At 67.7% G+C, this 12981-nt stretch carries 13 protein-coding genes; 2 read left to right on the top strand and 11 right to left on the bottom strand.

The window, feature by feature from the left end; translation table 11 throughout:
• Positions 1-17 precede the first annotated feature (17 nt).
• From allE to E5K04_RS03235, 3 genes are all read right to left on the bottom strand, one after another.
• Positions 18-791: a (S)-ureidoglycine aminohydrolase gene (gene allE / locus E5K04_RS03245; protein ID WP_136551479.1), complete on the bottom strand. Its 774-nt coding sequence runs from the start codon at positions 789-791 to the stop codon at positions 18-20.
• 308 nt (positions 792-1099) lie between these two features.
• The gene (locus E5K04_RS03240) at positions 1100-1756 is read right to left on the bottom strand and encodes a glutathione S-transferase family protein (RefSeq protein ID WP_136551478.1); all 657 of its coding nucleotides are present in this window, start codon (positions 1754-1756) and stop codon (positions 1100-1102) included.
• The gene (locus tag E5K04_RS03235; RefSeq protein WP_136551477.1) at positions 1750-3048 is read right to left on the bottom strand and encodes a hydantoinase/carbamoylase family amidase; all 1299 of its coding nucleotides are present in this window, start codon (positions 3046-3048) and stop codon (positions 1750-1752) included. The genes E5K04_RS03240 and E5K04_RS03235 overlap by 7 nt, the downstream gene beginning before the upstream one ends.
• A 121-nt stretch (positions 3049-3169) precedes the next feature.
• Between E5K04_RS03235 and E5K04_RS03230 the strand changes: the two genes are divergently transcribed.
• On the top strand, positions 3170-4210 hold the full coding sequence (locus E5K04_RS03230; RefSeq protein ID WP_136551476.1) for an AraC family transcriptional regulator: 1041 nt from the start codon (positions 3170-3172) through the stop codon (positions 4208-4210).
• A 1-nt stretch (position 4211) separates the two neighbouring features.
• Here E5K04_RS03230 and E5K04_RS03225 read toward each other — a convergent pair whose 3' ends face one another.
• From E5K04_RS03225 to E5K04_RS03215, 3 genes are all read right to left on the bottom strand, one after another.
• Positions 4212-4949: a sulfite exporter TauE/SafE family protein gene (locus tag E5K04_RS03225; RefSeq protein WP_136551475.1), complete on the bottom strand. Its 738-nt coding sequence runs from the start codon at positions 4947-4949 to the stop codon at positions 4212-4214.
• On the bottom strand, positions 4946-5980 hold the full coding sequence (gene ltaE / locus E5K04_RS03220) for a low-specificity L-threonine aldolase (protein WP_136551474.1): 1035 nt from the start codon (positions 5978-5980) through the stop codon (positions 4946-4948). Before ltaE ends, E5K04_RS03225 begins: the two co-directional genes overlap by 4 nt.
• Positions 5981-6090: 110 nt before the next feature.
• Complete coding sequence (locus E5K04_RS03215) at positions 6091-6330, bottom strand: hypothetical protein (protein ID WP_136551473.1); 240 nt, start codon at positions 6328-6330, stop codon at positions 6091-6093.
• A gap of 174 nt (positions 6331-6504) precedes the next feature.
• Between E5K04_RS03215 and E5K04_RS03210 the strand changes: the two genes are divergently transcribed.
• Complete coding sequence (locus E5K04_RS03210; protein WP_136551472.1) at positions 6505-7272, top strand: tRNA threonylcarbamoyladenosine dehydratase; 768 nt, start codon at positions 6505-6507, stop codon at positions 7270-7272.
• A 17-nt stretch (positions 7273-7289) separates the two neighbouring features.
• Here E5K04_RS03210 and oppF read toward each other — a convergent pair whose 3' ends face one another.
• From oppF to E5K04_RS03185, 5 genes are all read right to left on the bottom strand, one after another.
• A complete protein-coding gene (gene oppF, locus E5K04_RS03205; RefSeq protein ID WP_136551471.1) occupies positions 7290-8273 on the bottom strand; it encodes a murein tripeptide/oligopeptide ABC transporter ATP binding protein OppF in 984 nt (327 codons plus the stop codon).
• A complete protein-coding gene (locus E5K04_RS03200) occupies positions 8266-9255 on the bottom strand; it encodes an ABC transporter ATP-binding protein (protein ID WP_136551470.1) in 990 nt (329 codons plus the stop codon). Before E5K04_RS03200 ends, oppF begins: the two co-directional genes overlap by 8 nt.
• 11 nt (positions 9256-9266) lie before the next feature.
• On the bottom strand, positions 9267-10178 hold the full coding sequence (locus E5K04_RS03195) for an ABC transporter permease subunit (RefSeq protein WP_136551469.1): 912 nt from the start codon (positions 10176-10178) through the stop codon (positions 9267-9269).
• A gap of 10 nt (positions 10179-10188) precedes the next feature.
• Complete coding sequence (gene oppB, locus E5K04_RS03190) at positions 10189-11109, bottom strand: oligopeptide ABC transporter permease OppB (RefSeq protein WP_136551468.1); 921 nt, start codon at positions 11107-11109, stop codon at positions 10189-10191.
• Positions 11110-11227: 118 nt separating this feature from the next.
• Positions 11228-12841 (bottom strand): peptide ABC transporter substrate-binding protein, encoded by a 1614-nt coding sequence (locus E5K04_RS03185; protein ID WP_136551467.1) that lies wholly within the window; start codon positions 12839-12841, stop codon positions 11228-11230.
• Positions 12842-12981 lie beyond the last annotated feature (140 nt).

The raw sequence follows: 12981 nt of genomic DNA, 5'->3' as shown, positions 1-12981 counted from the left end.
TGTGCCGGGCGCCGCGCTCAGATTTCGACGTCGCGGTTGCAGTCTTTCGAGTAGATGTAGGTCAGCGGGCCACGGCCGGTCGCGTACACGGCCTGCTTGGTGAAGGGGCCGAACCACATGAAGTCTTCTGCCTTAACGTGGATCCAGTCCTCGCCCATCATGTACAGGCCCTCGCCTTCGTACAGGTAGGCGCCGTGTTCCTGCACGTGGGTTTCCACGAAGGGGTGGCAGCCGTCCGGGTCGAAGGACAGAATGTGCATGTTCATGTCGAACGCTTCGTTGACCGGTAGCAGGTCCTTGAGGTGGACGTTGCTCATGCCGTCGTAGTCAACCCACTCGATGTCGTTGGTGTTGCCGAACACGTTGAACGGCGCGCGGCCATCCGGGTGCGGCACGTAGCGCTGCTTGTAGAGGAGGATGCGGCATTCCTTGCCGTTGACGTTCTCGAACTCGATGCCGGTGCCGGCGGTGGCGTAGGCGTAACCGCCCTGGCCGTAGACCTTGCTCTCGCCGCCGACGGTGATCTTCAGTTCGCCTTCGCCGTCGAGGATGTAGACGAAGCTCTCTTCATGTTCCTTGCCACCGTACTTCAGGGTGGTCTTGCCTTCAGCGCCGACGGTGCCGATGAACTGGATGAAGCTCGCGCCCATCTTCGGGGTCGCCAGGATGGTCATCTTGCAATCGGAGAAACCCGGCATGCAGTTGATCACGCGGCCTTCGGGGGCGATCACGGCCCATTCACCATGTTTTACGACGGAGCGGTTCTTCAGCAGACCAACTGGGTAAGGCATAACTGTCTCCAATTTCGGTTAATTAGCGGCCTTATTCGGCCAAATTCGTTCAACTTTCAGCTTGCTTCGGTTTGTCTTTGAAAGTGAAGCCAGTCTACTCCCCCGTTTCGCGCCGCCTCTGTCCCGTGGCGACAACACGTTGTCTGAACGCGCCACGGCTTTTTCCGCTTGCCAGCCCCACCTCGCCGACACCTGCCACACGCCTTGAAGCACCGGTACCACAGCTGCCGAAGGCAGGCGGACGCGCATGAAAAAAGCCGCCCGGGGTACAGGCGGCAAGGGAGGAGAACAAACGCAAAGGGTAAGGATCAGGCGCGCTCGAGGCGGGTCCATTCCTCGGGGGTGGTGCCGATCGGACGCAGCACATGCGTGCGGCAGGCCGGGCGGCCGGACAGGCGGGCAAACCACGCGTCCAGCGCCGGCATGGCCAGATGGACGATGGGCAGCGCGCGGTAGCGGGCGAACATCGTGCCCAGCACGAGGTCGGCGATCCCCGGCTCGGCGCCGCCGAGGTAGGGGTCGGCCTCGAGCGCAGGCTGCAGGATCTGCCAGCAGCCGTGCAGGCGGGCGGCGCCCCTGGCGATGGCCACTTCGTCACGGCGTTCGGGTTCGGTCTTGATGGTCGCGACGAACACTGGCCCCAGCGCGTCGGCGAGCGTCGACAGCTGCCAGTCCAACCACTTGTCTTGCACCGCGCGCACCGCCGGGTCGGCCGGCCACCAGCGTTCACCGCCGTAGCGGGCCGCCAGATAGCGGACGATGGCGTTCGACTCGAACAGCGCGAGTTCGCCGTCGACCAGCGTCGGCACCTTGCCGTTCGGGTTCAGCCTGAGGTAGCCCGCATCGTCGTTGCCACCGAAGCTGCCGCCGACGTTGATCCGCTCGTAGTCGAGGTCGAGCTCGCCCAGCATCCACAACACTTTCTGCACGTTGGCCGAGTTGCGCCGGCCGTAAACTGTCAACATTCCATCGCTCCTGTCTGTTTATCCGCCCCGCCCACGGCAAGGCGTCCGTTATCCGCTGCCCAGCGCAACACCGCCGACAGCAAGGCCTCGGCACCGAGACACAGGTGCTCGTGCCGCGTCTCTTCCGCCACGTTGTGGCTGACGCCGCCGATGCTCGGCACGAACAGCATCGCCGCCGGCATCACGCGGCCGAGGATGCCGGCGTCGTGCAGCGCGCCGCTGGGCATCGTCCGCCAAGCGCCGGGCGCCAGCTGTTGTGCCGCATGGACGCAGGCCTCCCGCAGACCCGCGTCCATGCACACGGCACGCGTCGGCTCGCCGCTGCGGGCCAGCCTGCATTCGACGCCGCCCCGCCCGTCGTGCGCGGCGACCAGTTCGCCGACGGCCGCCTCGATGCGGTCGAGCAAGGCCTCGTCCTGGTCGCGGAACTGCAGCCGCAAGCGCCCTTCCTCCGGCACGATCGCCGCCGCGCCGGGCAAGAATTCCATGCGCCCGAAGTTCCACACCGTGTACGGGCCGGCAAAACAGCCAAGCAACATGTCGAGTTCGTGCGCGAGCGCGATCAGCGCGCGTCCGGCGTCGCGCCGGCGGGCCATCGGCGTCGAGCCGGCGTGGTTCATCTGCCCGTGCGTCGTGATGTCGAGGTTGCGTGCGCCGACGATCGCCGACACCACGCCGACCGCCTCGCCCGCGTCGTCCAGCCACGGCCCCTGCTCGATATGCAGCTCGAGGAAACCGGCGTAGCGCGTGAGGTCCAGCGGTTCGACCCGGGCGGACAGCCCGGCCGCGCGCAACAGTTCGGGCAGCGGCACGCCGGCGTGGCTCAGCGCGGCGTCGAGCCCGGCCTGCGTCATGAGGCCGGCCGCGCTCAGGCTGCCCAGGAAGCCGTAATGGCAGCCCTCCTCGTCGACAAAGCTCATCACGTCGACGGCGAGGTGGGCGGTCGCCGGGCACACGGCGAGCGCACGGGCGACTTCGATCGCCGCGATCACGCCGAGCGCGCCGTCGAGATAACCGCCGACAGGCTGGGTATCCGAATGCGAGCCGAGCAGCAGGGCAGGCCCGGCCTTGCCCGACACGCCCACCACGTTGCCGACGCCGTCGATGCGTGCAGCAAGGCCCGCCCCGCGCATCCGCTCGCATAGCCAGCGGCGCGACGCGAGGTCGGCCTCGCCGAAGCTGGTCCGCCGCACGCCGCTGCCGTAACGGCCGAAGCCGCGCAGGGTGTCCAGGCCTTCGAGCAGGCGCTCGCCATCTAGCTTGGGTCGGGAAAGGGGAAGGGTTGCTTGCATGCCGGCCAGTGTAGGCCTTGCGCCGGCGGGGGATGTGGGCGCGCACGACAAAATGTTGTCCGCGCACGCCACTATTGAGGTAGCATTTGATACCTAAAAATATAAAAGAGGGAACGCAAGAATGAGTACACCGCTGCACCACTCACCGATCGAACCGACCATCCTCGCCAGCTGGATACGCGCGCTCTGCCAGACGCTGCGCGGCTACGGCGTCCACCCCGAACCCCTGATGCGCCAGTGCGGCATGGACGCCGGCTTGCTCAACGTGCCCGAGGCGCGCTACCCGACGCAACAGGTGCGCCGCTTCTGGCTGGCAGCGATCGAGCACACCCGCGACCCGCTGCTCGGCCTGCAGATGGGCGAAGAAATCCAGGCGCCTTCGCTGCACGCTTTAGGCTTGGCGATGCTCGCCAGCGCCAACCTGTCCGAACTCCTGAGCCAGATGGCACGCTACTGCAAGGTGATCTCGAGCACCATGCACATGGCGCTCAAACACGACCGGAGCGGCAGCGCGCTGGTGATCAAGACGCTGGGCGGCAGCGAGCCCAACCACGCGGCACGCGTGGCGATGCTCGCCTTCATCCACCGCCAGGCATGCCGGCTCAGCCAGCACGCGATCAAGCCGACCTTCGTCGCGCTAGCGGTCCCGGCGATCCCCGAGTATTCGGCCCGCCTCGACGACTACTTCGGCGTACCGGTGACCCTGGGCGCCGAGCAGGACAGCATAGGCTTCAGCTACAGCGACATGCTCGAGCCGTTCGCTGGCGCCAACCCGATGCTGGTCTCGCTGAACGAGCAGGCGATCCGCGACTACCTGAGCCGCATCGAGCGGCAGCGCTTCGCCGACCGCGTGCTCGAGCAGATCCGCCGCACCCTGCCCGAGGGCGAGCCGAGGCTAGGCGAGGTCGCGCAGACGCTGGGCGTGTCGCAGCGCACCCTGCAGCGCAAGCTCAGCCAGGAGGCGCAGTCGTTCCAGGGCTTGCTCGACCAGGCGCGCCGCCAGCAGGCGGAAGACCTGCTGCAGCACAGCACGCTGCCCATCGTCGAGATCGGCTACCGGCTGGGCTTCTCCGACCCGAGCAACTTCTGCCGGGCCAGCCACCGCTGGTTCGCCTGCTCGCCGAGCGAGCTGCGCGAACGCGGCCGGCTGGTGGCCACCTAAGCTAGCGCAGGAAGAACACCAGCGTCAGCACCAGCCCCAGCGCGACGACGAAGCGGCGCAGCCAGATAACCGGCAGGCGCCGCGCCAGCGCGACGCCGGCGACGCCGCCCGCCACCGTGCCGGCGACGGTGACGGCGCCCGCACGCCAGTCGATTAGCCCGGCGGCGATAAACGCGGCGACGCCGCCGCTGGCGATCAGCACCGACAAGCCGTTCTTCAGCGCGCCGGCAACGAGCAAGCCGCCCGGCAGGGCGAGCGCGTAGAGCGCGAGCATCATCACCCCCATCCCCCCGCCGAAAAAGCCGCCGTACACGGCGACCATCAACTGGCAGGCCAGCAGCGGCGTGCGCGGCCACTGGCCGCCGCCGGGGCGCGCGAGCCTGGGCGCCGCCCAAAAGAGCAGTGTCGCCATCAGGATCAGCCAGGGCACCAGCCGCATGAAGAGCGCGGCGGACACCACGCTGGCCAGCACGCCGCCGACGACACCGCCGGCGAGGCTTGCCACGGCGAGCCCGGGCAGCACGGCACGCGACGCGGCAAGTTCGCGCCGCATCGCGTAGCCCGACGCGAGGTAGCCCGGCCACTGCGCGAGCGAACTGGTCGCATTGGCGACCAGGGGCGGCAGCCCTGCCGCGAGCAAGGCCGGGAAGGTGACCAGGGTGCCGCCGCCGGCGATCGCGTTGAGCGCGCCGGCGATAAGGCCCGCGCCGAACAGCAGCGCGTCGGTCGCGACGCTCATGCGCGGTCGGTCAGCGCGGCCTCGAACACGTCGGCCAGCCGCTCGACGTCGGCGGCGCTGACCTGCCAGTGGGTGACCACGCGCATCCAACCGTCTTCCGGCGGGTTGGCCTTGACGCCGGCGTCCGCGAGCGCGTCCATCAGCGCAGTCACGTCCACGCTATCGGCCAGACGGAACCACACCATATTGATCTGCACCGACGCCTCGTCCAGCCACACGCCGGGCAGCGCGGCGAGCCGTGCGGCAAGCGCCCGCGCGTTGGCGTGGTCTTCGGCGAGCCGGCCGCTCATCTGCCTGAGCGCGACGATGCCCGGCGCGGCGATCACGCCGGCCTGGCGCATGCCGCCGCCCATCAGCTTGCGGCCGCGGCGCGCGCGCGCGATGAAGTCCCGGCTGCCGGCGAGCAGGGAACCGACCGGCGCGGCCAGGCCTTTGGAGAGGCAGCACATCACGCTGTCGGCGTACTGGGTGATCTCGCGCACGTCGCAGCCCAGGTGGGTCGCCGCGTTGAACACCCGCGCGCCGTCGAGGTGCACAGGCACGCTGTGGCGGTCGGCGACACGCCGTGTCTCGGCCATCACGTCCAGCGGGATCACCCGCCCGTTCGAATGCGCGTTCTCCAGGCAGATCAGGCCGGTGCGCGGGAAATGGATGTCCTCGCCGACGCGGATGCGCGCCTCGATGGCTCTCGGGTCGAGCACACCCAGTTCGCTTTCGATGGTGCGCAGCTGCACGCCGGCGATCACCGCCGCGCCGCCGGTCTCGTGCCAGACGATGTGGCAGTCGTCGCCTAGGATCACCTCGTCACCGCGCCGGCAGTGGGTCAACAGCGCGAGCTGGTTGCCGAAGTTGCCGGTCGGCACGAAGAGCGCCGCCTCCTTGCCCAGCATGCGCGCGCCCAGCGCCTCCAGTTCGGCGACCGTCGGGTCATCCCCGTACACGTCGTCGCCGACCACCGCGGCGAACATCGCCTCGCGCATCGCCGGGGTCGGTTGGGTCACGGTATCGCTGCGTACGTCCAGCCACTGCATCGCTTCTCTCCTGAAAATCCTGCGCATGAAAAACGGCGGCCGATGCCGCCGTGGTGTCGTGCGGGGCCGTCCAGACTAGCCCCGATTGTGACAGCTATCCAAGCGCTACGTCATGCCCCGCCGTCGACCCCGTACGATTTTCGGATCTCGGCCGCCTCGCGGCTGGCCAGCGCGATCGCCTCCATGTCCAGGGTGATGTTGGTGTTGCACTTGCCGCAGAAAATATCGCTGTCGGGCGACAGCGACTTGAGGTGATGCGCGGTTTCGTGCCCGCATTCGGGACAGGCAATGCGCAGCGACGCGTTGTTGTGCTTGTCGAAGTCGATGTCGAACGACGGTTGGGGTTTCATGATGGCGGCTCTCCCTGCGGGATGGGTTGCAAAGGGCAGGTCTGCGATGACCCTCTGCTCAGGCTAGGCCAGCGGGCAAACTCTTTCCACAATCAGCCACTTGCGCGCGGCCGCTTCTGGCCGTGCGCGCGGCTTTGCCGTATCCTTCGCCGCTTTGCCCCGCAGGAAACCGCCATGCAAGATGCCGACCTCAACCGCCGCTTCGGCGGCATCGCCCGCCTGTACGGAGACGCCGCACTGAAGCGTTTTCAGGGCGCGCACCTGTGCGTGGTCGGCGTCGGCGGCGTCGGCTCGTGGGCGGTCGAGGCGCTGGCGCGCAGCGGAGTCGGGCGTCTGACGCTGATCGACCTGGACAACGTCGCCGAATCGAACACCAACCGCCAGTTGCCGGCGCTCGACCCGCACTACGGCCGCGCCAAGGTCGACGTGCTGGCCGAACGCGTGTACGCGATCAACCCGGCCTGCCAGGTGCACACCATCGAGGACTTCGTCGAAGTGGAAACGCTGGACGCGATGCTCGGCGGCGGCTTCGACTTCATCGTCGACTGCATCGACAGCCTGAAGGTGAAGACCGCGCTCGCCGCGTGGTGCGTCGCGCGCCGCCAGAGGCTGATCGTCTCCGGTGGCGCCGGTGGCCAGCTCGACCCGACGCAGATCCGCGTGGCCGACCTTGCCGAAGTCACGCAGGACCCGCTGCTCTCCAAGCTGCGCTACAACCTGCGCCGCCGCCACGGCTTCCCCCGCGAGCCAGGCAAGAAGATGAAGGTAACCTGCGTGTACTCGACCGAACAGCTCGTTTACCCGCAGGCGGGGGCCTGCGACGCCGCCGCCGGCCCGCAAGGGCTGTCCTGCGCGGGCTTCGGCGCGAGCATGACGGTCACCGCCAGCTTCGGCATGGCGGCCGCCGCCTACGCGCTACGCACGCTCGCGCGCGGCGCGTAGGCGGCTGGCCGGCCCGCTCAGGCCGCGTAGTGGCAGGCGCAGTGTGCGCCGCTTGCCAGCTGCCGCCACGCTGGCTGCTCGTCCGCGCAGCGCGCCTCGGCCTGCGGGCAGCGGGTGCGGAACACGCAACCTGACGGCGGGCTGATCGGGCTGGGCAAATCGCCCTGCAGGATCGCCACCTGCTTGCCGCGCTCGAGCCGCGGGTCGGGGATGGGGATCGCCGAGAGCAGCGCCCGCGTGTACGGGTGGCTGGGCGTGCGGTACAGCGTGTCCTTGCCGGCCAGCTCCATCTCGCGGCCGAGGTACATCACCAGCACGCGGTCGGAGATATGCTTGACCACCGCCAGGTCGTGCGCGATGAAGATCAGCGCCAGCCCCATCTCGCGCTGCAGCGACTTGAGCAGGTTGACGATCTGCGCCTGGATCGACACGTCGAGCGCGGAGACCGGCTCGTCGCAGATGATCAGCCTGGGCTCGAGGATCAGCGCGCGCGCGATGCCGATGCGCTGGCACTGGCCGCCCGAGAACTCGTGCGGGTAACGGTTGATCATGTCCTCGCGCAGGCCGACCTTGACCATCATCGCGCGCACCCGGGCCAGCACCTCGGCGTCGGACAGTTCGGGCCGGTGCACCTTCAGCGGCTCGCCGATGATGCGGGCGACCGTCATGCGCGGGTCCAGGCTCGCCAGCGGGTCCTGGAAGATCATCTGCATGTCGCGGCGCACCGCGTGCCAGGTCGACGCCGAGGCGCCCGCCAACTGCTTGCCCATCCACACGATCTCGCCGGCCGCCGCCGGCACCAGGCCGAGGATGCCGCGCGCCAGCGTCGACTTGCCGCAGCCGGACTCGCCGACGATCCCCAGCGTCTCGCCGGCGGCCAGCTCGAAGCTGACGCCGCCGACCGCCTTCAGCGTGCGCGGCGGCACCCACGGCCAGGCACCGGGCTGGCGGACCTTGAATTCGACGCGCAGGCCGCGCACCGACAACAGTTTTTCAGCCATGGACAACCTCCTGGTGGCCGGTGATTTCGGCGGCCGGCCGGTGGCAGGCGCGCATGACCTCGCCGCTTACGACCAGCGGCGGCAGGGTGTCCACGCAACGCGCGTCGGCGTAGCCGCAGCGTTCGCTGAACGGGCAGCCCTTGGGCAGCCGCGCCATATTGGGCGGGTTGCCCGGGATGCTGACCAGTTCCTCGTCGTCGCGGTCCAGCCGCGGCAGCGCGCCGAGCAGGCCCACCGTGTACGGGTGGGTCGGTCGGTAAAAGAGCGCTTCGGCGCCGCCCTGCTCCATCACGCGACCGCCGTACATCACCACCACCTGCTCGCACAGGCCGGCGACCACGCCCAGGTCGTGCGTGATCATCACGATGGCGGTACCGAAGTCGCGCTGCAGGTCCTTGAGCAGCGCGAGGATCTGCGCCTGCACCGTCACGTCCAGCGCGGTGGTCGGCTCGTCGGCGATCAAGAGTTCGGGCTCGGTCAACAGGGCCATCGCGATCATCACCCGCTGGCGCATGCCGCCGGAGAACTCGTGCGGGTACATGTCGACGCGGCGGGCCGCCTCGGGAATGCGCACCGCGTCCAGAAGCTCGATCGCGCGCCGGCGCGCGTCGCGCCTGCCCATCCCCTTGTGCAGTTCGAGCACCTCGGTCATCTGCCGCTCGACGGTCAGGTAGGGGTTCAGCGACGTCATCGGATCCTGGAAGATCATCGCCATGCGGTTGCCGCGCACGCGGTTGAGCGCGGCAGGCTGCATAGACAGCAGGTCCTCGCCGGCGAACAGCGCGCGGCCGGTGGCGCGGCCGTTCCTGGCGAGCAGCCCCATCAGCGCGAGCACGGTCTGGCTCTTGCCCGAGCCGGACTCGCCGACGATGCCCAGCGTGCCGCCGCGCGCAAGCGAGAAGCTCACGCCGTTGACCGCGTAGACCGGGCCGTCGTTGGTCGCGAACTCGACGCCCAGGTTTTCAACTTGCAACAGACTCATCTTGCGTTTCCTCAGCGGTCCTTGGGGTCGAGCGCGTCGCGCAGGCCGTCGCCGATATAGTTGGCGCTGTACAGCGTCAGCGACAGCAACAGCGCCGGGAACAGCAGGATCCACGGCGTGGACTCCATCACCCCGGTGCCGTCCTCGATCAGCACGCCCCAGCTGGTCATCGGCTCCTGCACGCCCAGGCCGAGGAAGGACAGCACGGATTCGGTCAGGATCACGCCGGGCACGGTGACCGTCGTGTAGATGACCACGATGCCCAACAGGTTGGGCACGATGTGGCGGAAGATGATCGCCGGCGTCGACACGCCGATCGCGTGCGCGGCCTCGATATACTCGCGCGACTTGATCGCCAGCGTCTGCCCGCGCACCACGCGCGCCATGTCCATCCACGAGAACACGGTGATGGTCAGCACCACGAGGTAGAACTCGCGGCCCAGCAGGGTAACCATCAGGATCGCGATCAAGAGGTAAGGCACCGCGTACATCATGTCGACGATGCGCATCATCACGGTGTCGACCTTGCCGCCGATGAAGCCGGCGGTCGCGCCCCACGCGATGCCGAGCGTGACCGACGCCAGCGTCGCCAGCACGCCGACGGTCAGCGAGATCCGCCCGCCGATCAGGCAGCGCACCAAGAGGTCGCGGCCCAGCTCGTCGGTGCCGAACAGGTGCCAGTTGACGAGGGTCGGCCCCAGCGACATCGCGTCCCAGTCGGTGTCCTCGTAGCTGTGCGGCAGCAGCATCGGGCCGAACACGCAGGCGAGCGTGATCAGCGCGAGCAGCACCAGGCTCGCCACCGCCGCCTTGTTGCGGAAAAAGCGCTCGCGCGCGTCGCGCCACGGGCTGCGCCCGCGCACGCTGGGGTTGTCGAGCGCCGCCGACAGGGTGTCGGACAGCGTCGTTCTTTTGGCAGTCATCGCACGCCCCTCAGTAACGGATCTTCGGGTCCAGCCACGCGTACGCGAGGTCGACCAGCAGGTTGATCAGCACGGTCAGCACCGTGATCAGCACCACGAGGCCGAGCACCAGCGTGTAGTCGCGGTTGGCGGCGCCGTTGACGATCAGCTTGCCGATGCCCGGCAAGGAAAACACCGACTCGGTGACGATCGCCGCGGTGATCGACGAGATCGCCAGCGGGCCGAGCACCGACACCACTGGCATCAGCGCGGGCTTGAACGCGTGGCGCAGCACGATGGTGCGCGTCGGCAGGCCCTTGGCGCGCGCGGTGCGGATGAAGTTGCTCGACATCACCTCGATCAGGCTGCCGCGCATCACGCGGCCGATGGTCGAGACGTTGATGAAGGTCAGCAGCGCCATCGGCAGCAGCATGTAGCGCACGTCGAAATCCATCCAGCCGCCGGCCGGCAGCCAGGGCAGCCAGATCGCGAAGATCAGGATCAGCACCGGCCCCATCACGAAGGACGGCACCACGCTGCCGATATTGCCCAGCAGCATCACGAGGTAGTCGACCGCGCTGTTCTGGCGCAGCGCGGCGAAGGTGCCGAGCGTCACGCCGATCAGCAGCGACAGCAGGAGCGACAGCCCGCCGATGGTCGCCGAGACCGGCAGCGCCTTGGCGACCAGGTCGTTGACGCTCCAGTCGGCGTAACGGAACGAGGCACCGAGGTCGCCCTGCAGCAGGCTCTTCAGGTAGTACAGGTATTGTTGCCACAGGGGCAGGTCGAGGTGGTATTTGGCTTGCAGGTTGGCCAGCACCGCCGCCGACACCTTGCGTTCGGAATCGAACGGACCGCCGGGGGTCAGGTGCAGCAGCAGGTAGCACACCGTGATGACCGCGAGCAACGTCGGGATCGTCATCAGCACGCGTCTGAACGTGTAGGACCACATGGGAAGGCTCCGCGCGCGGGGTCGCGCATGGTTGGATGCTCATCGACGCGCCGCGCCGGGTCGGCGCGGCGCCGCGACGGCCCCGGCGGCGGCGATACGCCACCGGGGCACACTGCGATCAATGCTTGATGATGTAGAGGTCCTTGCTGCGGTAGCGGTCCATCGGGTTCTTGGTCGAGTAACCGCCGACGTAAGGCTTGACCAGGCGCGGCACCGTGTACTGCAGGAGCGGCAGCATCGGGTAGTCGTCCATCACCAGCTTGGCCGCCTGCGTCAGCAGCTGCTTGCGCTTGGCCGGGTCGGTGCTCTGGTTGCCCTGCTTGATCAGCTCTTCGGCCTTCTGGTTGCAGTTGCCATTGTCGTTCTGGTCGGAACCGCACTGCACCAGCGTCAGGAAGGTCGTCGCGTCGTTGTAGTCGGCCACCCAGCCGTTGCGGGCGATCTGGAAGTCACCGTCGTGCCGCTTCTTCAGCAGCACCTTGAACTCCATGCTCTCCATCTCGGTGTCGAGGCCGAGCTTGCTCTTCCACTCGGACGCGGCAAACAGCGCCATCTTCTTGTGGTACTCGGAGGTGTTGTAGGTGAACTTGACCTTGGCGCCCGGCTTGACGCCCGCGGCAGCGAGCAGCTTCTTCGCCTCCTCGACGCGCTTGGCCATCGGCCACTTCGACCACTCGTACGCGGTCACGTCGGCGCCGGAGACGCCGCGCACGATCACGCCGTACGCCGGCACCTGGCCGTCGGCGGTGATCTTCTGCGCGAGCAGGTCGCGGTCGATCACCATCGACAGCGCCTGGCGGACGCGCTTGTCCTTCATCAGCGCGTCCTTGTTGTTGAACGAGTAGTAACGCAGGCCGAGCATCGGCGCATTGCGGATGTCCTTCGGCATTTCCTTCTTGTACTTCTCGTAGGTCGCCGGCGGCAGCTGGTACACCCAGTCGTTCTCGCCAGACTGGTACAGCTTGACGTCGGCAAAGCCGTCCTCGACCGGCAGGTAGGTCACCTTGCCCAGCTGGACGTTACCCTTGTCCCAGTACTGCGGGTTCTTCTCGATCACCACCTTGGAGTTGACCTGCCAGTCCTTGAGCATGAAGGCGCCGTTGGACACCAGCTTGCCCGGCTTGGTCCAGTCCTTGCCGAACTTGTCGACCGCGGCCTTGTTAACCGGGCCGAGGTTGAGGTTGGAGACGACGTCCGGCAGGAAGGACACCGGGTACGGGGTCTTCACTTCGACGGTATACGGGTCGACCGCGCGGATGCCGACCGCGGACACCGGCTTCTTGCCTTCGGAAACCTCGAGGCCGTTGAGCACGAACACGCCGTAGGTCGACGCGTAGGGCGACGCGGTCTTCGGGTCGAGGAAACGCTGCCAGCCGTACACGAAGTCGGCGGCGACCACCGGCGTGCCGTTGCTCCACTTGGCGTTCTTGCGCAGCTTAAACACCCAGGTCGTCGGGTCGGTCTGCTTCCAGCTCTCGGCGACGCCCGGCACCACCTTGCCGTCGGCGTCGGTCGCCGTCAGCCCCTCGAACAGGTCGCGCGTCAGGTTGTTGGCGCCGACCGACTCGGCCAGCGCGGGGTCGAGCGACTCGGGCTCGGAACCATTGTTGCGGATCAGCTCCTGCTTGGCGGCCAGCTGGGTACCGGCCGGCATCTTGGCGGCCATGGCGTGCCCCGCCAGCGCGAGGAGGACGGACGACGCGATCGTCGACAATACGGTGGTCTTGCGCATGCTCTGCTTCTCTCCCTCTATGAAGTTGCCCGCCGCGGACCCTACATAGGGGAAACCCTAGTTCGGCGGGGTTAGCCGCAGATTATGACCATTAAATTTCCATTGCAATAAAAAAACACAAAAAACAATCTACAATCCGC

This window comes from Crenobacter intestini, assembly GCF_004919095.1.
In the GTDB taxonomy this organism is placed as follows: domain Bacteria; phylum Pseudomonadota; class Gammaproteobacteria; order Burkholderiales; family Chromobacteriaceae; genus Craterilacuibacter; species Craterilacuibacter intestini.
Note: the sequence above shows the minus strand (reverse complement) of the source record. Positions and strands in the feature narration are given on the sequence as shown.